Source organism: Methylomonas stagni (assembly GCF_050154735.1).
Lineage (GTDB): Bacteria > Pseudomonadota > Gammaproteobacteria > Methylococcales > Methylomonadaceae > Methylomonas > Methylomonas koyamae_A.
The window spans coordinates 4,714,155-4,734,579 of record NZ_CP189557.1 but is presented as its reverse complement, the minus strand read 5'-3'; the positions used below and the strand labels follow the sequence as shown (position 1 = coordinate 4,734,579).

General features: G+C 55.3%; 20 protein-coding genes and 1 pseudogene. 4 read left to right on the top strand and 17 right to left on the bottom strand.

Annotation, left to right across the window (positions count from 1 at the left end):
- Positions 1 to 110: 110 nt before the first annotated feature.
- A complete protein-coding gene (locus ACP4CD_RS21645; protein WP_082885634.1) occupies positions 111 to 479 on the bottom strand; it encodes a hypothetical protein in 369 nt (122 codons plus the stop codon).
- 291 nt (positions 480 to 770) lie between these two features.
- Between ACP4CD_RS21645 and ACP4CD_RS21640 the strand changes: the two genes are divergently transcribed.
- The gene (locus tag ACP4CD_RS21640) at positions 771 to 2,066 is read left to right on the top strand and encodes a hypothetical protein (RefSeq protein ID WP_426992572.1); all 1,296 of its coding nucleotides are present in this window, start codon (positions 771 to 773) and stop codon (positions 2,064 to 2,066) included.
- Between the two features lie 2 nt (positions 2,067 to 2,068).
- Here ACP4CD_RS21640 and ACP4CD_RS21635 read toward each other — a convergent pair whose 3' ends face one another.
- Positions 2,069 to 2,578: an O-acetyl-ADP-ribose deacetylase gene (locus ACP4CD_RS21635; RefSeq protein WP_426992571.1), complete on the bottom strand. Its 510-nt coding sequence runs from the start codon at positions 2,576 to 2,578 to the stop codon at positions 2,069 to 2,071.
- 62 nt (positions 2,579 to 2,640) lie between these two features.
- Between ACP4CD_RS21635 and ACP4CD_RS21630 the strand changes: the two genes are divergently transcribed.
- Positions 2,641 to 2,853 (top strand): DUF2905 family protein, encoded by a 213-nt coding sequence (locus ACP4CD_RS21630; protein WP_064030738.1) that lies wholly within the window; start codon positions 2,641 to 2,643, stop codon positions 2,851 to 2,853.
- A 14-nt stretch (positions 2,854 to 2,867) separates the two neighbouring features.
- Positions 2,868 to 3,374 (top strand): alpha/beta hydrolase, encoded by a 507-nt coding sequence (locus ACP4CD_RS21625; RefSeq protein ID WP_426992569.1) that lies wholly within the window; start codon positions 2,868 to 2,870, stop codon positions 3,372 to 3,374.
- 393 nt (positions 3,375 to 3,767) lie between these two features.
- Here ACP4CD_RS21625 and ACP4CD_RS21620 read toward each other — a convergent pair.
- The 15 genes and pseudogenes from ACP4CD_RS21620 to ACP4CD_RS21550 all read right to left on the bottom strand — a co-directional run bounded on the left by ACP4CD_RS21620 (position 3,768) and on the right by ACP4CD_RS21550 (position 19,067).
- Positions 3,768 to 5,122, bottom strand: a pseudogene (locus ACP4CD_RS21620) (IS1182 family transposase).
- Between the two features lie 569 nt (positions 5,123 to 5,691).
- Positions 5,692 to 8,223, bottom strand: coding sequence for a 6-hydroxymethylpterin diphosphokinase MptE-like protein (locus ACP4CD_RS21615; RefSeq protein WP_426992568.1), 2,532 nt, complete (start codon positions 8,221 to 8,223; stop codon positions 5,692 to 5,694).
- 67 nt (positions 8,224 to 8,290) lie between these two features.
- Positions 8,291 to 9,145 carry a flagellin gene (locus ACP4CD_RS21610; protein WP_064030685.1) on the bottom strand — a complete coding sequence of 285 codons (855 nt, stop codon included), beginning with the start codon at positions 9,143 to 9,145 and terminating at the stop codon, positions 8,291 to 8,293.
- A gap of 600 nt (positions 9,146 to 9,745) precedes the next feature.
- Positions 9,746 to 10,069: a flagellar protein FliT gene (fliT, locus tag ACP4CD_RS21605; RefSeq protein WP_426992566.1), complete on the bottom strand. Its 324-nt coding sequence runs from the start codon at positions 10,067 to 10,069 to the stop codon at positions 9,746 to 9,748.
- Positions 10,069 to 10,455, bottom strand: a complete 387-nt coding sequence (gene fliS, locus ACP4CD_RS21600) for a flagellar export chaperone FliS (protein ID WP_064030687.1) — start codon at positions 10,453 to 10,455, stop codon at positions 10,069 to 10,071. The genes fliT and fliS overlap by 1 nt, the downstream gene beginning before the upstream one ends.
- 18 nt (positions 10,456 to 10,473) lie before the next feature.
- Positions 10,474 to 11,877: a flagellar filament capping protein FliD gene (gene fliD / locus ACP4CD_RS21595; protein WP_426992564.1), complete on the bottom strand. Its 1,404-nt coding sequence runs from the start codon at positions 11,875 to 11,877 to the stop codon at positions 10,474 to 10,476.
- Between the two features lie 34 nt (positions 11,878 to 11,911).
- Positions 11,912 to 12,349 (bottom strand): flagellar protein FlaG, encoded by a 438-nt coding sequence (locus ACP4CD_RS21590; protein ID WP_064030689.1) that lies wholly within the window; start codon positions 12,347 to 12,349, stop codon positions 11,912 to 11,914.
- A 69-nt stretch (positions 12,350 to 12,418) separates the two neighbouring features.
- Positions 12,419 to 13,267 carry a flagellin gene (locus ACP4CD_RS21585; protein ID WP_064030690.1) on the bottom strand — a complete coding sequence of 283 codons (849 nt, stop codon included), beginning with the start codon at positions 13,265 to 13,267 and terminating at the stop codon, positions 12,419 to 12,421.
- 133 nt (positions 13,268 to 13,400) lie between these two features.
- Positions 13,401 to 14,054 carry a nucleotidyltransferase family protein gene (locus tag ACP4CD_RS21580; RefSeq protein WP_426994720.1) on the bottom strand — a complete coding sequence of 218 codons (654 nt, stop codon included), beginning with the start codon at positions 14,052 to 14,054 and terminating at the stop codon, positions 13,401 to 13,403.
- Positions 14,015 to 14,452: a CBS domain-containing protein gene (locus ACP4CD_RS21575; protein ID WP_426992563.1), complete on the bottom strand. Its 438-nt coding sequence runs from the start codon at positions 14,450 to 14,452 to the stop codon at positions 14,015 to 14,017. Before ACP4CD_RS21575 ends, ACP4CD_RS21580 begins: the two co-directional genes overlap by 40 nt.
- Positions 14,449 to 15,093, bottom strand: a complete 645-nt coding sequence (locus ACP4CD_RS21570) for an acetyltransferase (RefSeq protein ID WP_426992562.1) — start codon at positions 15,091 to 15,093, stop codon at positions 14,449 to 14,451. Before ACP4CD_RS21570 ends, ACP4CD_RS21575 begins: the two co-directional genes overlap by 4 nt.
- Positions 15,090 to 16,160 carry an N-acetylneuraminate synthase gene (gene neuB / locus ACP4CD_RS21565; protein ID WP_426992561.1) on the bottom strand — a complete coding sequence of 357 codons (1,071 nt, stop codon included), beginning with the start codon at positions 16,158 to 16,160 and terminating at the stop codon, positions 15,090 to 15,092. The genes ACP4CD_RS21570 and neuB overlap by 4 nt, the downstream gene beginning before the upstream one ends.
- Positions 16,161 to 16,178: 18 nt before the next feature.
- Positions 16,179 to 16,670, bottom strand: coding sequence for a hypothetical protein (locus ACP4CD_RS21560; RefSeq protein ID WP_168032661.1), 492 nt, complete (start codon positions 16,668 to 16,670; stop codon positions 16,179 to 16,181).
- A gap of 1 nt (position 16,671) precedes the next feature.
- Entirely contained in the window at positions 16,672 to 17,298 is a 627-nt protein-coding gene (locus tag ACP4CD_RS21555; protein ID WP_064030695.1) for a hypothetical protein, read from the bottom strand.
- Positions 17,295 to 19,067, bottom strand: coding sequence for a VWA domain-containing protein (locus ACP4CD_RS21550; RefSeq protein ID WP_426992560.1), 1,773 nt, complete (start codon positions 19,065 to 19,067; stop codon positions 17,295 to 17,297). Before ACP4CD_RS21550 ends, ACP4CD_RS21555 begins: the two co-directional genes overlap by 4 nt.
- A 129-nt stretch (positions 19,068 to 19,196) precedes the next feature.
- Between ACP4CD_RS21550 and ACP4CD_RS21545 the strand changes: the two genes are divergently transcribed.
- Positions 19,197 to 20,369, top strand: a complete 1,173-nt coding sequence (locus ACP4CD_RS21545; protein ID WP_071160548.1) for a phosphoglycerate kinase — start codon at positions 19,197 to 19,199, stop codon at positions 20,367 to 20,369.
- The last annotated feature ends 56 nt before the right edge of the window (positions 20,370 to 20,425 follow it).

The window sequence follows — 20,425 nt, the reverse complement described above, 5'->3', positions numbered from 1 at the left end:
GTGAAGGCGATGAATAACCATGACGTAGTGAGTTCTATATCCGGTTGGACTAAACGCCAATCTACCGCGAAAAAGGTCAAACGCCAGTATAAACCGGCGCAAGTATCGCTTTAACGGTCGCCGTCGCGGTCCGGATCGCGAATTTCGGCAATCAGATCGCCCAAATTCTCTTTTTGTCGCAAAATGAAATTTCTACTTTCCACGGCGGTGCGGCCACTGACGGTCAATAATTCCTTGCGGTATTTGTGCGCAAAATAGCCGCTGGCAATGCCTGCCACGAACAAGCCCAGCGGGCGCCTGACAAAAGCTTTGGCGATACTCCGACTGGCATGGCTGATGCCGGAAATCACAATGCCCATCACCACACCTTTAACCAGTATTTCGCCGTTGGTCGGCGGCGCCATCCTCGCCGACTTAGGTTTACGGATTTTCTTTTGCGGCATTTCCGCGCCTGCTTCCAGTGGTTTTTTCTGTTTCATCCCGCGACTCCAGTACAAATTGATCGAAACCGTCCTAACGTCCCAACAGAAGGCATGCCTGAAAACGCAAATGCTGCTTGACCGACATATCGCTATTCTCTAATCTTCCGCGACTTTTGGCGGCCGGTCAAATTTCCTTAACCGGCGTTCGGTTCGGCTCGACCCGCGCTATCGTCGCGGCTCGAACTTTGCGTCCGCGGAAATAATCCGTCAATGAACAGTCCAAGCGAAATGCCGGCGGAAAACGCCGAACTTCCAGAATCCGAAACTGCCTTCCACCACGGAATACCGATGCCCATGCCCATGCCGCTTTCGCCTATCGCCACTATTCCCTTTCGCGCCGAACAATTGAACGGCTCCTGCCGCTGCGCTTCGTTAAACCGTAAGGCCTTGCGCAAATCACTAGCGGACTCGATGAACGGCGATGCACTGTACCGCATGCTGACCGAGGAGCGGCCGCATTTGTGCGCCGACGTACCGGTATTCGTCAGTCAATCGGATCTGGATCGGCAAGCTGAAATCATTGCCGCACTGGAACGGGTAATCGCATTACCGGCGTTTCGGGAACAGGTATTGAGCCGCGCGCCGCTGAGTGCCGCTCACCAAACCCAAGCTACCGGTGTATTTCTGGGTTACGACTTCCATCTAGGCACCGATGGCCCACGTTTGATCGAGATCAATAGCAACGCCGGCGGTGCGCTGATCAATGCCCTGCTGATCCGCGCCCAGGACACTTGCTGCGAAGTCGCCGACCATCGGCAACCGGGCCGCCCGCCCATAACTCCGCCCGCGCCGGAAGCGGCCTTCGTCGAGATGTTTCTCAGCGAGTGGCGCGCGGAACGCGGGATTCAAGCGCTGCGGACCATCGCCATCGTCGACGAGCAACCCGAACAACAATACTTGTATCCGGAGTTTTTGCTGTTCAAACAACTGTTCGAAGCGCACGGTTCGCAAGCCTGGATTCTCGACCCCAGTGCTCTGGAATATCGGGACGGCGGCGTCTGGCACCAGCAAACCCGAATCGACCTGATCTACAACCGCTTGACCGATTTCGGCCTGGACGAACCCCAGCATGCGGCGTTACGCGCGGCATACCTGGCCGGCGCCGCCGTGGTCACGCCGCACCCGAGAAACCACGCCTTATACGCCGACAAGCGCAATCTGATCTTGCTGAGCGACGACGATTATTTACGAACCCTGGGCGTGGATAACCAAACTCGGGCGGTATTGCGCGAAGGCGTCGCCAAAACCATAGCCGTCGCATCGGAAAACGCCGCTGCCTTGTGGGCGGAACGCAAACGGCTATTCTTCAAGCCCGCCCGCGGCTACGGTAGCAAAGCGGCATATCGGGGGGATAAACTGACCAAACGGGTGTTCGAGGACATTCTGCAAAACGATTACGTTGCCCAGTCGATCGTCCTACCCAGCGAACGCCGCCTGGACAGCGGCGATTTGAAACTGGATTTGCGCCACTACGTGTATCGGGGCGAAACTCAATTGGTCTGTGCCCGGCTCTATCAAGGCCAAACCACCAACTTCCGGACGCCCGGCGGCGGCTTCGCGCAAGTCGTGGCGATTGCCGAATGAGATCAAACCCGCTCCAACAAATGCCGATATATCGCCAGTTCGGCCGCGCCGAAACAGCAAAAAATCACGTCGACCTCGTAACGCGTTAGCTCAAGAGACTCGCTAACCTCCGCTACCGCTACTTCGGCGGCGGCTAGTATCGGAAAACCGTAAGCGCCGGTACTGATGCAGGGAAAGGCGATAGACGACAAAGCGTGCTCGCCGGCCAACGTCAACGAATTGTGGTAACACGCAGCCAGTAGCTCGGCTTCTCGATGAGAACCGCCTCGCCAGACCGGACCCACCGTATGAATGACGAATTTGGCCGGTAAGCCGAACCCTTCGGTAAGTTTCGCCTGCCCAACCTGACAGCCGTCCAAGCGGCGACAGGCGGCCAACAACGCCGGACCGGCGGCCCGGTGTACCGCACCGTCTACCCCTCCGCCACCCTGCAGCGAGGCGTTCGCGGCATTGACGACGGCATCCACCGCCAACGTGGTAATATCCGCTTGCACGGCCTGCATAGTCCGCATTATAACTCCCGGCCGATTTGGGCCTGAAACGCAGTCCGCCTGAAAAGGCGGAGGATAATCTAATGGTAGGCAAAATTTTGACGATTGCCGGCGCCGGTCTGTTATTGCTCGGCTTGGCAATAAGCCATGCGCCTTGGCTGTTGAATTGGTTCGGCAAACTACCCGGCGATATTTCGATTCAAACCGAAAACAGTCGAGTCTTCATTCCGATCACGTCGATGCTGGTCGTCAGCCTGTTGCTGAGCTTGCTAAGCCATCTGATTTTGCGGAAATAACGTCATCCGTCTCTATGAAACACTTAGTCATCTACAACCACGGCATGGACAGTATTCCCTGGGGCGAGAAGGCCTTGGCACTGGCCGACGTCGCCGAGCGGCGCGGGTTTCGTTTCGAAAGCATCGATTATCGGCCCAACAACGATCCGGACTGGCGGGTTTCCCGACTGCTGGCCGAAAATTTGCCAGCGCACGATAAGCTGGTTTTAGTCGGTTCGAGCATGGGCGCCTATGTCGCCACGGTCGCCGCCGAAACACTGAATCCGCACGGCTTGTTCTTGATCGCGCCCGCCTTCTATCTGCCGGGGTACGCCCGCGACCGTTTCGCACCGGGGACTACGAATATCGAAGTCTTTCACGGCTGGCGGGACGACGTGGTCCCGCCGGAACATGCCTGGCGATTTTGCCGGGAACACGGTGCCCGCTTGCATCTGTACGACGCCGATCATCGCTTGCTCAGTATTCTGCCGGCGATGAGCGCGGCCTTCGACCGCTTTCTCGCGGCGTTAAGCGTCGACTAATCCATAGCACAAGCACATCGGAAACCGACCGACTAGTAACGCCCGTTACCCAACCAAGCACCCGCCGCCGCGCCAACGCCGGCCGCCAACGGATCGCCGCCGCCGAACTGATAACCCATCGCCCCGCCGACCACGCCACCCAATAGTCCTGTCGGTGAACGCTGTTCGTAACGGTAATAGACCGGCGGTGGCGGCGGTGCATAATAGCGAGGTACCGGTACGTACTCGACAACTCTAGGAGCCTGTCGGACTTAACTTACCAGCACTTCTGTTGTCATCCAGCTCAGCGAAGACGGCGGTCGAAGGAAGGATTTGCCACTGGTTAGGCGAGCGTTTTGGCGTTGGATTCCGATAACGCCAATCGAGCCTTTTGCTGGCCAATCGTTTCGACCATTAGACGACCCTCGCCAAGATATGCATCCGTTTCAAGTTGAAGGCCATGGCCACCAGTTTCCACTCACCGGTGACCGCATCCAGACCGCGTAAGGAGAATTGGCGAAAGCCGAGTACCTGTTTGATGATCCCGAACACGGGTTCCACCGTGCATTTGCGCTTGGCATAACGGGCTTTGCCTTCGCGGGTTTTCAAGTACCAAGCCATCTTTTCCAGCGGATCGTCGCCAGTCGGTTCCGGCGCATCCGGGGCTAAACGTTCCGCCAACGGCCGATGATGACTGTCACGGCCCATGGCGATTAAAGGTTCGATCCGGTTTCGTTCGCAAGCCTGGACGTTGGCGGCACTGAAGTAGCCGGTGTCCGCCAGTAGGGCTTCGGCTTGGCCCAAGGCGTCGGGCAGTTTTTTCAGTTCGGCCAGCATCGGCTCAACTTGTTGTTTGTCGTTGGTCTGCTGCGTGACCGTGGTGGCCACGATCAGCATCGTATCGACATCGACGGCGGCCTGACTGTTGTAGCCTTGCACAAAGCCTTCGTGACTCGGCAGGATGCGCGATTCCTCGTCGGTCAGGTTGATTTGATCGTCGGGCTTGGGGCCGGCTACCGGCGCCTTGGGTTCCGGGCCTCGCGGCTTTTGGCCAGCTTGCCGCTGGGCTTCCCGGCGGGACACCTTGTCCTCGTATGCCTGTTCGGCTTGCGCGTCGCGCGGTTTGGCCCGCTCGGCGATCTTGGCTTTCGCTTCACGCAAGGCTTTCAGCCGGTCTTCCCGCCGCGCCAATTCGTCCGGCAGATCAAGGCCGTCCCGGTCGTCCACCGCGTCGGTTTCGTCGGCCTTTTGCAGTAAGGCCTGAACTTCGTCTCGTAGCTGTGCTTCGAGCTTTTCGATATGGCTGTGGGACAAGGCCTTGTGCTTGGAGGCATTCGCTTTGAGCTTGGTGCCGTCCAACGCGATTTGCCCCAGCTTCACCAACTTCATCGCTTGCGCCAGACTCAGCACTTGGACGAACAGGTCTTCCAACTCGACCAGGAACGTCTTGCGGAAGTGAGCCAGGGTATCGTGATCGGGATGGGTATCACCAGACAAGAAACGAAACGCCACCGAATCGTAGGTGGCCCGTTCGATCTTCCGGCTGGAAAACACGCCGGTGGCGTACCCATAGACCAGCAGTGCCAATAATATCGCCGGATGGTGCGCCGCCGAACCCCGACCTTGATAGCGGCTCGTCAACCGGCTTAAATCCAACTGCTCGATGACTTCGACGACAAAACGCGCCAAGTGATCCTCCGGCAACCATTCGTCCACCGAGGGGGTAATAGATAGACTTGATGGCGGTTGACAGGAATGAATCGACTCATCAAGGGCTCTCCCGGTTGCTGGTTCTTTCTATACCACCTATTTTATCTAACCAAGTTACCGAATGGACTATTGGCTTTTAAGTCCGACAGGCTCCTAGGCGGCATGTAGATGATCCGCTCCCGAATTATCGGGCCGTGCCCATGGTGGTGGTGGCCGTGATGCCAACCGTGACCGTCGGCGCTAACCGCCGACGAAAATATCAAGCCAACAACCATGAATTTCAAAGTGTTCATCGCATAGCTCCTTTTCCTGGGTGCTTGGACCAGAGCATGCGCCGCGACACTTAATGTTGACTTAAAATCGAACCTCGGGCGACTAAACAGATAATAGAACTTACGCCATCTCGATTGCCGGGCCGGGCTGGGCAGCCACACGTCGAATGCCTTACTCCGCCAGCAAGGTAATCGCCAGTCGTTGTTAATCGTGCGCGTCACAGTTAGTTTGGACCACAAAACGTCCATTGCCGACTTCCTTGAGTAGATGGTTGGTGCGCGGCTTCCCCGTGACTAAAACGATCCTTCAATTCGCCGTCGGAATAGGCGACCTTATCGGCAACGCTGTAGTTTTCTCAACCGACATCCGCTGAACCGACCGCCGAGTCGGCTCTGATTTTGGCTAATTGCAAGCGCATCGCCAAGGCCGCCTCCAATCCCGGCTTGTTCGTCAACAAGTGATCGAGCATCAATTCAGCCGCTTCGTAAATACCCTGATCCAGATATAAACGCGCCAATTTCAACTGAGCGGCACTATCGTCCGGAAACCTGCGAATGTAGGCATTGTAAGTGTCAATCGCCACCAGAATGTCGCCGTGTAAGCGCTGAATTTCAGCGTACCAAGGCTGGTAAAGCGGATTCAACCGCGACAGGCATTCCAATGCCAGATTGGCCTGATACACGTCATCGCGCTCGACCGCGATAACGACGATACGCGCCAGCGCTTCTTCCAACAACGAGTCCCCACCGTCGACAATCTGGCGATACGCATCCAGCGCCGCATCGTGATCGCGTGCCAACTCAGCCAAATAACCGGTTATCAGTGCTTGATACGGCGCGACATTTTCCGGTTCAGAGTGTTTTCGCAGACTATTTCGCAAGTCCGCCAATTCTTCGACTTTTTGGTGTTTGAATAGCATCCCCGCCCGTTGCCTCAGGTTTTGCAAGCTGCTTTGGCCTTTGGCTTGAACAAAATGCCGGGTTTCCCTATCGTGCAGTACCCGTAGATAGGCGCTATCCAATTCGGCCAGCTCGTGTTGCAGCGCCGCCGGGATTAATTCCGCCGCGAAACGCCGGCGCCATAAACGGACGCGACCGAAACTTCGATCCTTACGGGCTTGAGCAATCAATACGCTAAAATCCGGATGCAAGGCCAGCTCCTGTTGCCTGGCCAATACTCTGTCGATCGAGGCTTCGATCAACTGCAGCAGCTTAGCCGCGCCGTCGCGATAGGCATCGTAAAATACGTTACCAAGCTGTTTTGCCTCTTCGGCGGTCCAATCCTGGTCGTTAAACGGTTTCGCCAGCTTGATAAAACGGCGTATGCCGAACTTCTTAACCAAGCGGCTGTAGTGGCGGTGTTCGCGCTTGAGCTTTTTCTCGATTTTATCGAGCTTCTGCTTGTCCTTGTACTCACCAATCACGCCGTGTTCGTTGTACATCGCGTCGTTGATACGTCGGGCGTCTTCCACCAGTTTGGCGATGGAGCGAATCTGAAATCGCGCTCTACGCAAATCCGTCAAGGCCTTGACGTAATACGCGGCTTCCTCGTCGGAACCCGCCAGGCGTGATTGAACAATGTCGGCTACATCAACCGCTGTTTGCGGCAAATCGAGTTCTGCAAGCGCTAGATAGCGTATGCCGTCGACTTTGGCGGCGTGCTCGGACACGTTGACGATGTCGCAACCGGCGGCGGATAGATGACGGGCTTGCAACGCTAGCGAGTGTATCGCTTGGGCAAAGTCGCAACTGGTTGGCGCCATGCCGCCGGCGTTTGTTTGCACTTGCAGGGACGTCAAATTAAAGCGCGGCCCGGCCAGAGCTTCGTTGCTGCCTTTGGCATGGGTAAATCCGTCGCGGGTAAAACATAAATCAACACCGGCCAGTACGATTCGCCGGAAGCCAAAACGATAAGCCACCTGCAGTGCTGTGTTCGTCACGGTCGGTCCAACGCTTTCCAGGTTGGGGCAATTCAGATCGCTGATCCAGGGCAAGCGATCGCCTAAATACAAGGCCAGGCCTCGCCATTGATTTAACAGGGTAGGCACGGTGTGATGGGAACAGACGAAAACGGTGCGCTCGTCGAACTCCAGCATTTCCTTGCTAATATCGAAGCTGAGTTCGGTCGGATCGACCGAAAAAATGAAGTCGGGATATAGATCGGCTTGCAACAATTGTCGGGCGATCCTGGAAACGGCAAAAACGACCAAACGGTCGCGATGGGTCCTGACCCAAGGCAGCGCGCTATCCAAGGACGGGCCGCCGGCCAACAGAACCACAGTTTTACCGGCGAAGGCCCCCGCCAACAATTTGGCGGGCAATTTGTTGTCGGCAATGTTATGGATTTGCCGGGCAATGAATGCCTCCGCGCCTAATTCGACGCTGGTCTGCCAATGCAGTTGCGACAATAGTTCGGTAACATGCCAACTCAGCTCGGCATATTCCTCGATATAATCGTCCTGGGCGCAGATTGCATTGTATGACCGGACCGCATCGATATAGAAATAGTCGGTAATCTTAAAGCGACCGATAGCGTCCACCCAATCGCTCATCGCGATACAGGCCATACGCTCGTCCATATCCGTCAATAAACCGTTAGCGTCGAGCGCCGCTAGTACCGACTCCGGTTCGATAAACAGATAGCGGGTTCCGTTAGGTAGCGGCCTCGCTTGCAAATAACGAAGCAGTAAACCGGAATCGGTGCCGATTATGACGTTTAACGCGTCTTCTTCGAACAAAGCCTTGCCGAACTTCGTATCGAATAGCACCTCGGCGCTAACCTTATCGAAGCCGTGCCGATTCAGGTTGTAATAGTACCGTTCCCCGAAATCGTTAACGCACAATGGCCCCAAGCGTTGTTCTTCCGAACCCTGTTCGCACTGTGTCATGTTTGGAACCCCGGTTAGTCGGCATCTCGACCATTATCCCGTTTGCACGGCTAAACTCAAGCCGGCGTTATTGCAACAACTGCAACACGCCTTGCGTTACTTTGTTGGCCTGCGCCAGCATCGCGGTTCCAGCCTGTTGCAAGATTTGGCCGCGACTCAAGTTCGAAGTTTCCGAAGCAAAATCGGCATCCATAATCCGCGAACGCGCCGAACTTTGATTTTCAATAGACGATTGCAAGTTGGAGATCGTCGTCATAAACCGGTTCTGAATCGCACCCAAATTGGAACGGAACACGTCGACTTTTCGAATCGCGGTATCGATTGCGTTAATCGCCGACCGAACGTTGTTTGAGGTCGCGTCGGAACCGATCGACAATTTAGTGCCAAACAAGGCGCTTAAGCTATTAACGGTCGCCAAATCCGAAACTGTCACCGAAATTTGGTTGTCGGTCGCGGTGTTGGCACCGATCTGAAAATTGGCATTTTTTAACGAACCGTTCAAAATTTTCTTGCCGTTGAATTCGGTATTTTGAATGATACGCTTGACCTCGGCACCCAATTGCTTGAATTCCGTCTGCAATTTTTGTCGGTCTTCGGTACTCACCGCCGCCCGGTTGGCCGCTTGCACGGCAAGGTCGCGCATGCGCTGCAAAGTCTCTGTGATGGTTCCCATCCCCGCCTCAGCGGTTTGCGCCATCGAAATGCCGTCGTTGGCGTTGCGCATCGCGACCGTCATGCCGCGAATTTGCGACGTCATTCTATCGGCTATCGCCAAGCCGGCCGCATCGTCCTTGGCGCTGTTGACTCGCAAACCAGAGGACAGACGTTCCATCGACGTTTGCAAACTGTCGTTCGTCCTGCTTAAAAACTTTTGGCTGTTCAACGAAGCGATGTTCGTATTAATGACCATTGATGATGGCATGATCGTTCTCCCGGTTTATCCTGAATGAAGTAGGCATGTTTGCCGCCATCCAGAATCAATCACTTTCCATGCCAACAAATAAAATGACTTTATTTTCAATAAATTATAAAATTTTGCTTCATGAAACATCGCCTATCTATCCGTAGCGGCAACGGGATTTTGCCGCTCCGCTTGCCGCCAACGCCGGCCGGCGACAATTTTTTGACGACACGCCGCCGTACAATTATCGGACGCGCCTAATAATCTTCCCTCGCCGCTAAAAGCAGACTGAGACAAGTGTCGACGGGATTTCCCGAAGCTTTACCGCAGTAAAATGATTGGCCTCGCAAGTGGCCGTTGAACACTAAAACCGGCGACCTAACATTTCCGGCCCTGCCATTTTTACGACACGTTCAGATTGATAGCTATTTTCGAGATCCGAAGAATTCCGGAGGCGGGGATCAGAGAGAAAGCTGATTTGGCATTTCGATAGGATAAAGAATGAGTTTACTTCTACTTGGAGTTGACGCACGAAAAGCTCAAGCAACACCCCCTTAGCACAGGATTGAACCAATCTCGCGGAAGCCGATCTTGGGCAGTTTTCTAAACTGGCGATTGAACTTAACCAGCGCGATAGGCGCGTAACGCCCGCTTGCCTTTTTCGAAAGCCAATTGATTGGTCTTGGCTTGAGCTTGAAGGTGTTGTATCTGCGCCAGAAACGGTTTATCCAGTTCGGCCACGTTCCGCGCGAACTGCTTCGCCTGAGGTTTTTCCGATTCGGCTAGCGGCATCGTCGCTAACGCCTCCAGCCAAGCCTGCCGCTCGTTCAATAAAACCGACAAATTTTCCCAGTCCTCCTGGGTTATGTGGCCTTTTATGGCTGCGTTAAATTGCTCCAGACGCTCTTGCCAGGCCAGGAAATCAACGCGAGGACCGGTTGCCATCACGCAATCGCATCCCAAGCTTCCTTAATGTCGCGCATCAAGGTCGCGACTTCGTTAAGCTTGTCTTCGCTGTTTTCGCGACTGGCTTCCAATAGCCGGATGTTCATATAGTCGTATAGTTGGCGCAGATTGGCCGCGATCTCGCCACCACGTTCCAAATCCACGGCTTCATTCAAGCCGCCAACGATGCCGATCGCCTTGGAGATGTAGATACTTTTGGCCTCCATGTCATGATGGGCTATCGCGCCCTTCGCGGAGTTGACTCTAGCCAAGAAACCCTCCATCAACATCTGAATCAAACGATGCGGAGAATCCTCTCCGAGACCGCTGGAAGTGTGCACATCGGCATATTGCCTAGCACCTCTCTTATGGGCATCTACATACATGGGAATCCCCCTTCCGGTTTATAAATTATTGATCCAACTTGTCAAAAATGAACCAGTCGAATTAAATTGCCCGACCAGCACATCCATCGCGGTAAATTGCTTTTGCAAGGATTTCTGAAAGTTATCCATCCTAACCTGCACGTCGGTCCGCCTATCTTCCAATGTGGTTAATTGCTTTTTCAACGAGCTTTGCTGAGTATCCAAGTTACCGCCGGACTGCAACAATCCCGTTAACGTCGAGTCCAGACGGGTGGCAACACCGTCGCTCGAAGAAAACACATCGCCGACCGAATCGAAATCGGCCGCCAAGGCGGTATCCAGCTGGGTACTGTCCAAGGACATCACGCCATCTTTATCGATTTTGACGCCAATCAACGCTAAGGAGTTGTAATTGCCCGTCGCCGACGAAACCACCGAGGTCGTATTTGTCCGCACTTGGCTGGTGACATAACGTAAGGTGGCATCGCCAATTAACGCGCCGTTACCGTCGCCGCTGCCATCGGTACTGCCGCCGTATTTGCCAAGGTCTTTGGTGGTGGTGTGCAGTTTGTTGTAAGCGGTAACGAAACTGTTGATAGACTTGGTAATCGCGGCCTTATCCACACCGATGTCTATGTTTACCGAAGTACCAGGCTCCTGGGACTGTAAATTGAGCGTCACTCCCGGTAAAACATCGGTGATAGTATTGCTGCTACGCGTTGCAGTCTGTCCGTCCACCTTAATAATCGCGTCTTGGGCAACCGATGGATTATCGAAATTCGTCGAAAACAACTGAGACAGCCCGGAAGTATCCGTATGGTTGCCGTCGCTATCGCTACCACTGACAGTAAACGCATTCGTCGTGCCGCTGTTTTTGGCGGTCAACACCAGTTTAGATACCGTGCCGGTTCCGGCGGCATTGTCGACATTAACGATGCTGGCGCTGACGAAACTATTATCCGAAGCGCTGTTGATCGCATCGCGCATTTTCTCCAGCGTATTGTTACTACTGTCCACGGTCAGGCTGAATGTCGAACCCGAGGTCGCGGTAAACGATAAAGTACCGGTACCGACCGTCGTAGTCGTAATATCGGAAAACTCGGCTTTGGCGATCGACTTTTGAGCCTTGGCCAGCTGGGTCACTTCCAGCGAATATGAACCGGCAACCGCCGAGGCTCCGGCGGTTGCCTTCAAAATAGATTCGTCGGAGGAGGAAGCGGTGTGGGTCTTAAAAACACTACCGTCTTTCAACGAAGCGAGCGCCGTCTGAAAGTCTGACAGTCCGCTCTTCAACGTACCCAAGCCGCTCAACCGGGCGTTGGCGGCGTCCTCCTGACGCTGAATCGCGTTGAAGGCCGGCTGGCCCTCAGCGGTTACCAATTGAGAGACCAGCGAATTAATGTCGATACCGCTACCGATACCTGTCGTGGAAACTATGCTCATGACACCCTCCTCAACGAACCGCCGCTATCCCACGCTAAGCCCGATCCTGAATAACCGAACCTTGATGCCCGTCTAACTCTTGCATTCGCCTGATAAACGCCAACATTTCCTCCGACGGAATTTGCCTTACCACATCGCCGGTTTCGCTATCGACAATCTTGACGACCAATTCTTGCGTTGAATCGTCCACTTTAAATTGCAGATTGCGGGTTACGGCCTGCAACAGCGAATTGCCTTGATCGGCCGCCTGCTTTACCGTATCCAATGTCACTTTAGCGTCGTTCTGCTTGTCCTCGTCCTGTTTCGAATTCAAAGAAGACGCCGTTGAATCGCTTTGCAACGCAGACACCGCCGAACTGGCTTGATTCGCCTCGGTTCTAGTGCTGGAAAACGACTTTTCATCCGTTTGCTTATCGGTTTTCACAACAGTCAAGGGGGCTAGCTTCAGCACATTTGAAATTTCACTATTCATGATGCTCACCCTATGTTGTCAGTGTTAAAGGAAAGATTGCGCCATGACGGCGCAATCTTCCTATCCAAACTACCGGAGCAAACTCAAGACGTTTTGCGTAGACTGATTCGCTTGCGCCAACATTGCGGTACCCGCTTGTTGCAGAATTTGCTGTCTACTCAAGTTCGATGTCTCTGTCGCGAAGTCCGCATCCAGGATCCGGGATCTTGCCGCGCTTTGATTCTCGATCGACGAGTTCAAGTTGGCAATTGTCGTTGTAAACCGGTTTTGAATCGCACCCAATGTAGATCTAAAAGTATCTATCTTTTTGATCGCGGTATCAATCGCTGTCATTGCCGATCTGACGTTTCCAGAGGTCGCCATCGACCCAATCGACAATTTGGTACCGAACAAGGCGCTCAAGCTGTTGACCGCGGTTAAATCGGAAATATTCACGGAAACCTGGTTATCCGTGGCGGTATTGGCACCCACTTGAAAGTTAGCGTTTTTCAACGAACCGTTCAAAATTTTCTTACCGTTGAATTCGGTATTCTGAATGATACGTTTCATCTCCAAACCTAATTGCTTGAATTCGGTTTGTAATTTCTCGCGGTCGGAAGAACCGACCGCCGCCCTGTTGGCCGCCTGTACGGACAAATCGCGCATCCGTTGCAAGGTATCGGTGAGAGCGCCCATGCCGGACTCGGCCGTTTGCGCCATCGAAATGCCGTCGTTCGCGTTACGCACCGCCACCGTCATACCCCGGATTTGCGATGTCATCTTGTCGCTAATCGCTAAACCGGCCGCGTCGTCTTTCGCGGAATTCACCCGCAAACCGGAAGATAAGCGCTCCATCGAAGTCTGCAAAGACATGTTGGTATTGCTCAAAAACCTTTGACTGTTCAACGAAGCTACGTTTGTGTTGATTACCATTGCCATGATGTTACCCTCCAAAATCCGAAAACTGAGCCGCCGCCGGAATTATTTGTTTTGGTTGATTTACGAAAAAAAGGTTTGTTTTCAAACTCGCTGGATGTATCGGCCCCGATTTGAAATCCTTTAACCCTCGTCATCAAAAATATTTGGCGAATTCGCCCTGCGCGCGCAGAAAATCGGCTTCCCGACCAATATCCAGCCAATAGTCGTTCACCGGAAACATAGACACCGTCTCGCCTAGCGCGATTTGCTGGTTAAACAGTGTCGGCATATCCAGGCTTTTCTGGCCGGCGATCCCTGCAATCAAACTGTGATCGAGCACATAGATTCCGGCGTTGGCCAAGCAGCTCTGCAACGGCTTTTCCTCGATACCGACGATCCGTTGCTGTTCCAACATCACGACGCCATAAGGAATCTGATACTCGTACTGGCGGACGCACATCGTCGCGATCGCTTGCTGTTCGTTGTGGTAAGCCAACAGTCGCGAAAAGTCGATCTGGGTCAAGATATCGCCATTCATGACGATCAACGGCACGTCCGGCAGGCTATCAGGCAGTAACCCAATCGCACCGGCCGTCCCCATCGGCTCGACCTCGTCGATATACCGAATGCTTATCCCCCAACGACCGCCGTCGCCGAAGTAATCCTTGATCTGGTCGGCCCGGTAATGCACCGCGATAAAGAATTGGCGGAAACCCGATTTCACGAAATTTTCGATGATGGTTTCCAGAATCGGCTTTCCGCCGATTTCTAGTAATGGTTTCGGCCTATCGTCGGTATAAGGCCGCAGCCGTTTGCCGAATCCCCCGCCATCAAAAACACCGGATTCGGAAAAGCCGGCTGCTTGTATAAAGCCTGCAGCGATTCCAAGCGCACCACTCGGCCACGCTCGTCCACCACCGGCAACTGATACAAATGATGCCCCTCCATCACCGCGATCAATTGGGTCTTACTGTCGGTCTCGCTGGCCACCTTAGGCCGCTTGTTCATCACTTCGCCGACCGGATGCTCCAGCGCCAGGCCCCGAATCAAGGCGCGGCGAATGTCGCCATCGGTAACCACCCCGACCAAGCGCCCGTCTTCATCCACTACCAACGCGATTTGCAGCGCGCCGCGGTCGATCACCTCTATCGTGGTCCGTAACGTCGCTTCCGGACTTATCACTACCTGCTGCCAATGCTGTTTCATGATTCTATATTCTTGAGCTGCGATCGGGCCGGATAGACAATTTGCCGAACCGCAACGTCGCGCGTCACGACACTGCCGGCACCTATCACGCTACCCGCGCCCACGCGAATTCCTTGGATTACGACCGCGCCGGCACCGACATGTGTCCTATCGCCAATTTCGACACCTCCGCTTAACACCGCGCCCGGTGCGACATGCACATGGCGGCCGATTACGCAGTCGTGCTCGACGATGGCACCGCTGTTTACGATGGTATTCTCAGCAATATGCGTGCCTGCCTGAATTATGGCGCCCGCCATGATTTGCACGCCAGCCGCCAATTCCACGCTCCCCGCCAAAAAACACGTCGGATCGACGACATGACCGAAGCGGTAACCGCGCTCGGCGAATGTCTCGAAAAGTCGAGACCGCGTGCCGGCGTCACGGGGCAGCGAGCCAAGCCCGTTTATCAGCGCAATGTCTTCTGAGCCGTAATCGGCTACGACCTCATCCCCGCCCAATACAGGTAGGTCGAGCCAACTATCACCTTGTCGCTTGGCCGGGTCGGCGACCCCCAGAATATCGACCTCCAGGCGCCGCAAAATATCCAACAACACCTTGGCGTGCCCCCCGCTACCGAGCATAATCACCGGCAACTTCATGAAATCAAGTCGTCTACTTGATAGGCGCGCGGGCTGGTTTGTCCCAACATCCGCCAATATTCCATCGGGCTCAAGCCTGTGCCCGGCCGTTTGGCCGCCAAATTTTCGACGCTGAACGGCTCGCCAATCGCAATATCCGCAGCTGCCACCAGACTTTTGCGTACCACATCGCGATTTTGCAACTCGATCGGTTGCGGGATTTTGCCTGCACCTCCCAAAGCCAACTCGACTGAGCGAATAGCCGCTACCATTTGCGTCAGTTCCGCCGGTTCCAGCGAAACCCGATGATCCGGCCCCTGTAAATCTCTATCCAACGTAAAATGCTTTTCGATCAACACCGCGCCGCGAGCTGCCGCGGCAATAGGCACCGCCAACCCCTCGGTATGATCGGAATATCCCACCCGCAAGCCGAACGCTTGCGCCAGCGTATCCATCGCCCGCAGTTGAACGTGTTCCAGCGGCGTCGGATACTCGCTGGTGCAATGCAGCAACGTGACTTTTTCTCGCAGTGACGCCTGGCCGGCGTCGCAGCCGTAAGCTTGCCGAAACCGCGCCAAACTCGGCCGCTGCCAACCTAAGAAGCCGAAGGCCAACACCCCCAGCGCGGTCTCCACCTCACCCAAAGTCGCCATGCCGGTGGACAACACAAGCTCTTTTCCGGTCGCGGCGTGAGCCAGCAAAAATGGACCGTTGGTAATTTCACCGGAAGGTACTTTCAGTTGCCTAACGCCGATTTCGCCGGTCAAGAATGCCAAGCTGTCGAAATCGAACGCGGTCGATAAAAACTCGATACCGTGCTCGGCGCAGTAGTCGCGCAATCGCACGTGGAATTCGTATTTCAGCTCCAGTTTCCGCAGCATCGCCAGTTGACTCTCGCCGGCATCGGTGGTTTCTCGCTGATAGGCCGCCTTGCCGGCCTTACCGGTCACCAGTTTGTCGGCTTTAAAGGTTTGAAATTTGACCGCATCGGCGCCCGCCGCCACCGCAGCGTCTATCAACGCGATTGCGGTGTCCAGGTCACCGTTATGATTCACGCCGGCTTCGGCGATGATATAGATACTCGTCATCCTGTCGTTCTCAAAAACTCAATCGAACACGTCGCCCCAATCCGGCGGCGGGTTGCCGGCGGCGGACTTCTCTTTTTCGTCGGAAGGCTCAGTCTCTTGTCCGCTGTTGTCGTCCGGCAACTCTTCGCCGGCTACTTCGGCCGTCTCGGAACCCGGCATCGAACTGAGATAACTGTTCAGCAAGCGGCACAAACCGTCGTAAAAGCCGCTAACCGCTTGCTGTTGCATTTGCTGCTCAAAAAAACCGTGCAAAAACTGTTTTTCGGCCAAAATCAGACTTTCGGATAACTCCCGCGCCTTTTGCTCGTCCAGCCGGTATTTGCCGACGAGCATCTCAGCCATTTGATCGCTGCGCTGGCCCTGCCGGTCCTTGATATCGTCCAACAAATGCTCCAGCTCCGCCTGACTCTGTTTGCGCTTGCGCCAAGCGACCAACATCAGGGCAACCAATGCGATCAACAGCACCAGCAGCAGATTGACCAACACCACGACCAGCAGCGATTCGTCCATACTACTCCTCTGCCTCGCCAGCGACATTGATCCGGATGCTGTGTTCGGCTTCCGCGAACACTTGCAACATTTTCTTACTGCTGTTTTCCAATTCCAGCGCCGTCTGATTGCCGCTAAACACGCGGGTATATTCGGCGGAAATTTCGTCTATGGTTTTCATCGCGGTGTCTAGCTGTCGAACCAGTTGTTGGTTGATGCGCTCCATGGCCGCCAGCTTGTCGACCTGCCCAACGGCACCGCTTGTCGGCTCGGGGTGATCAACCAATAGATTCTGGTACGGCTCGGCCAATTCGTCGATTTTTCTCTCGATGTCGGCCAGTGTCGCCAAATCCCGCTGTAAAAACAGCCTAAATATTTGCTGGAACAGGGCCCTCTCGGCTTTGAGTACGGCCGCCAGCACCGATTCGACCGTTTCGACCGGCAAACCGCAGTCTTCGCCTAGAAATTGTTCCAACCGATGTTGTTTGACCAAACTTTGCTCGTCCATTTGATCGATAAATCGGTCGACTTCCGCCATTTCCCGGCCACGCCGGTTCCGAGACAGGAAAAACAACACCGCCATGAACAGTACCAATACGACTAGGGCTTCCGCCATCAGCACCACGACGACCGAGTCGAGCTGAATCATGCCAACCTCTCCAATAACGCTTGCTGTTTGCGAAATTGCGCTTGCTTAAAGGCCCGGTAACCGAAATAACCCGTTCCGGCGATCAACAGGTTCAACCCCAGCACAATGCCGGCAACCTGCAACCAATTGGTTTCGCTCACGGGCTCTCCGTGAACGTCCTCGCTCTCTCCCGCGGCCGCATCGCCGCGCGTCGCGCCGTGCTCCGCATCGGCCGCGACATCCGGTTCGGCCGGATGTGTCTCGGAGGCAGTCGGCTCGGCGACAAACCAACTATCGTCTATCGTGACCGGCGGCACCAACGGTTCCAACGTGTTACCGTCCTTGCCGCGGGCGGTAACACTAAAGCTGACTTGTGTAGTCCCGCCGACCGGAATGTCGGCCAAAACCAAGTCCCAGCGCCCGTCGTGCGCGGCCAACGCTCTGGATTCGCCGGCTTGACCCGCTCGGCCGATGCCGACATTGACGGACATCCCGGTCGTGTCCAGGAGAGCGGTATCGGGAACCAAGGTCAGCGTGACCCGACGCGCGGCAATATCGATCTGCTTTTCGATGGCAATCGGTGCCGCCACCACTTCAAACTCATGGACGATTTCACGCCGGAAAGTCTTGCCGTCGGCCACGACCCGTAACAGATGCTTACCGAGCCCCGGATTCAGCGCATTCCAACCAAAGTAGCCCGCTTCGCCAGTCGCCGCCATATTGGTCGGCGTCTGCTGGTCCACGGTAACCTGCAAGCTCAGCATCGCCAGAAAATCCGCCCTGTCAATCAATTGGCCGCCATCGGTAAAATGCGCTTTGACGGTCAAACCCTGCTTTTCGGTTAAGAAATTCGGCAATTCGCCCAGTTGCAATTTCAAGTCGGTCACGATCATGACCCGGTTATCCGGGTCCACCTCCGCTTCCAGGCGCCATTCGCCGGCGCGCGGCTCTCTGACGGTTATCAGATCGTAATTGGCGCTCTCCAGCCAGGACACGTTGCCGGAGGCGCTTTGCTTGCCGAGCTTTACGCCATCCGGCGTCCACAACAAAGTCGGCGCCGCGCCGGGCTTCTTGAACACCAGCACCGAAAACTCCTTGATGCTGGCGTCCACCTCGAAGCGATTTCCCGCCAGCGGCAGACTGTCCTTGGGCGCGGCCTTTTGCGCCATCTTAACGAAAACCCGCTGCAACTGGTCGGCCGACTCGGCGACTTCGGCCCATCCGCCGGTCTCGCCCGCCAAGCGTTGCAACAACTCCTTATCGGCTTGAGCGGACAACGCGATGGTCTCGACCTTGACCCGCATTTGCTGCAAGCGCGGTATCCATTCGCTGAGGATACGTTCGCGCGAATCGGCACTCTCCATAATGTCCTTGGAAATATCGACGAAACCATCGGTCAGTAAAATCAGATGTTTATTTCCCGTTCCCGCAAACCCACCGTCCAAGACGCTTTTTATCGCGTCCTCGATATTGGTATAGAGTCCGCGCGAGTGAATATTCGCGGTAGCCTTGCCGGCTTGCTGTTTCCATGCGGGTGAAACCGCGTCGCTAGCCGAAAGGACCTCGGTTTTTTCAGCGAACAAACGTAAACCGGCCTTGGCATTATCCGGTAATAAGTTGACCAGCAAACGGCTGGCTTCAATACGCAAATTATGCGGATCGTTTTGCTTCATACTGCCGGACACGTCGATCAGCACTTGAATCTCGTCGGTTGCCGACACTTGCGCCTGGAGACTTGCGCTCCAGGCGACCAACCAGCCGATCACCGCAAAAATTAACGCTTTGGCCATGAATCTATCCGCGAAAGAGGGCAATAGATTGCAAATATAGTTCAAGCCTCTCACGGGAAGACGACTTTTATTCGGCCGGCGCCGGTTACACTTTATAATGGCGACACTATTACACACAAAGGAGAGCTTATGTCTATCAAACGAATGGTCGATCTGGATCTGGCAGGCAAGCGCGTGTTGATCCGCCAGGATTTGAACGTGCCGGTGAAGGACGGCAAAGTCACCAGCGATTTGCGCATCCAAGCCAGCGTACCGACCGTGGAAAAGGCCTTGGCCGGAGGCGCGGCGGTCATTTTGATGTCGCATCTGGGCCGTCCCACCGAAGGCGAATACGACGAAGCTTCCAGCTTGAAACCGGTCGCCGAACGTTTTTCGCAATTGCTCGGCAAACCGGTGCGGTTGGTGAAAGATTGGCTGGATGGCGTGGATGTCGCGGCCGGCGAAGTCGTGCTTTGCGAGAATGTCCGCTTTAACAAAGGCGAGAAGAAAAACAATGCCGAGCTGGGCCAAAAGATGGCCAAATTGTGCGACATCTTCGTGATGGACGCCTTCGGCACCGCCCATCGCGCCGAAGCCTCCACCCACGCCGTCGCCGAATACGCGCCCGTCGCGTGTGCCGGCCCGTTGCTGGCGGCGGAGCTGGACGCGCTGGGCAAGGCGCTGGAAACCCCGGCTCATCCGCTGGTCGCCATCGTCGGCGGCTCCAAGGTGTCCACCAAGCTGACCGTGCTGGAATCCTTGTCCACCAAGGTCGATCAATTGATCGTCGGCGGCGGCATCGCCAATACCTTCATCGCGGCGGCTGGCTATAACGTCGGCAAATCGTTGTACGAAGCCGATTTAATCGCGGAAGCTCAAAAACTGATCGCGGCCGCCAAGCAACGCGGCGCCGACATCCCGGTACCGGTTGACGTGGTCTGCGCCAAGGAATTTTCGGAATCCGCCGCGGCAACGGTCAAAGCGGTTAGCGACGTGGCGGACGACGACCTGATTTTGGACATCGGGCCGGAAACCGCCCGGCAATATGCCGACATTCTGAAAACCGCCGGCACCATCGTTTGGAACGGCCCGGTCGGCGTGTTCGAAATCGATCAATTCGGCGAAGGCACCCAATCGCTGTCGCTGGCGATTGCCGAAAGCCCGGCGTTTTCGATTGCCGGCGGCGGCGACACCCTGGCAGCCATCGACAAATATGCGATCGCCGACAAAGTGTCTTATACATCGACCGGCGGCGGCGCTTTCCTGGAATTTCTGGAAGGCAAGGAATTGCCGGCCGTGGCGATTCTGAAAACCCGCGCGTAACCGCGGCAAGCTCGGCGAGGCGAGGCGAGGCCAACCGGCCGCCTCGCCACTTATCG

Bases quoted from the DNA above. Each gene is read 5' to 3' on its own strand.
- ACP4CD_RS21560 (WP_168032661.1), bottom strand. From the start codon at position 16,670: ATGGACGAATCGCTGCTGGTCGTGGTGTTGGTCAATCTGCTGCTGGTG.
- ACP4CD_RS21590 (WP_064030689.1), bottom strand. From the start codon at position 12,349: ATGAATAGTGAAATTTCAAATGTGCTGAAGCTAGCCCCCTTGACTGTT.
- fliS (WP_064030687.1), bottom strand. From the start codon at position 10,455: ATGTATGTAGATGCCCATAAGAGAGGTGCTAGGCAATATGCCGATGTG.
- fliD (WP_426992564.1), bottom strand. From the start codon at position 11,877: ATGAGCATAGTTTCCACGACAGGTATCGGTAGCGGTATCGACATTAAT.
- ACP4CD_RS21630 (WP_064030738.1), top strand. From the start codon at position 2,641: ATGGTAGGCAAAATTTTGACGATTGCCGGCGCCGGTCTGTTATTGCTC.
- ACP4CD_RS21575 (WP_426992563.1), bottom strand. From the start codon at position 14,452: ATGAAACAGCATTGGCAGCAGGTAGTGATAAGTCCGGAAGCGACGTTA.
- ACP4CD_RS21640 (WP_426992572.1), top strand. From the start codon at position 771: ATGCCCATGCCCATGCCGCTTTCGCCTATCGCCACTATTCCCTTTCGC.
- ACP4CD_RS21570 (WP_426992562.1), bottom strand. From the start codon at position 15,093: ATGAAGTTGCCGGTGATTATGCTCGGTAGCGGGGGGCACGCCAAGGTG.
- neuB (WP_426992561.1), bottom strand. From the start codon at position 16,160: ATGACGAGTATCTATATCATCGCCGAAGCCGGCGTGAATCATAACGGT.
- ACP4CD_RS21645 (WP_082885634.1), bottom strand. From the start codon at position 479: ATGAAACAGAAAAAACCACTGGAAGCAGGCGCGGAAATGCCGCAAAAG.
- ACP4CD_RS21625 (WP_426992569.1), top strand. From the start codon at position 2,868: ATGAAACACTTAGTCATCTACAACCACGGCATGGACAGTATTCCCTGG.
- fliT (WP_426992566.1), bottom strand. From the start codon at position 10,069: ATGGCAACCGGTCCTCGCGTTGATTTCCTGGCCTGGCAAGAGCGTCTG.
- ACP4CD_RS21545 (WP_071160548.1), top strand. From the start codon at position 19,197: ATGTCTATCAAACGAATGGTCGATCTGGATCTGGCAGGCAAGCGCGTG.
- ACP4CD_RS21615 (WP_426992568.1), bottom strand. From the start codon at position 8,223: ATGACACAGTGCGAACAGGGTTCGGAAGAACAACGCTTGGGGCCATTG.
- ACP4CD_RS21635 (WP_426992571.1), bottom strand. From the start codon at position 2,578: ATGCGGACTATGCAGGCCGTGCAAGCGGATATTACCACGTTGGCGGTG.
- ACP4CD_RS21585 (WP_064030690.1), bottom strand. From the start codon at position 13,267: ATGGCAATGGTAATCAACACAAACGTAGCTTCGTTGAACAGTCAAAGG.
- ACP4CD_RS21610 (WP_064030685.1), bottom strand. From the start codon at position 9,145: ATGCCATCATCAATGGTCATTAATACGAACATCGCTTCGTTGAACAGC.
- ACP4CD_RS21550 (WP_426992560.1), bottom strand. From the start codon at position 19,067: ATGGCCAAAGCGTTAATTTTTGCGGTGATCGGCTGGTTGGTCGCCTGG.
- ACP4CD_RS21555 (WP_064030695.1), bottom strand. From the start codon at position 17,298: ATGATTCAGCTCGACTCGGTCGTCGTGGTGCTGATGGCGGAAGCCCTA.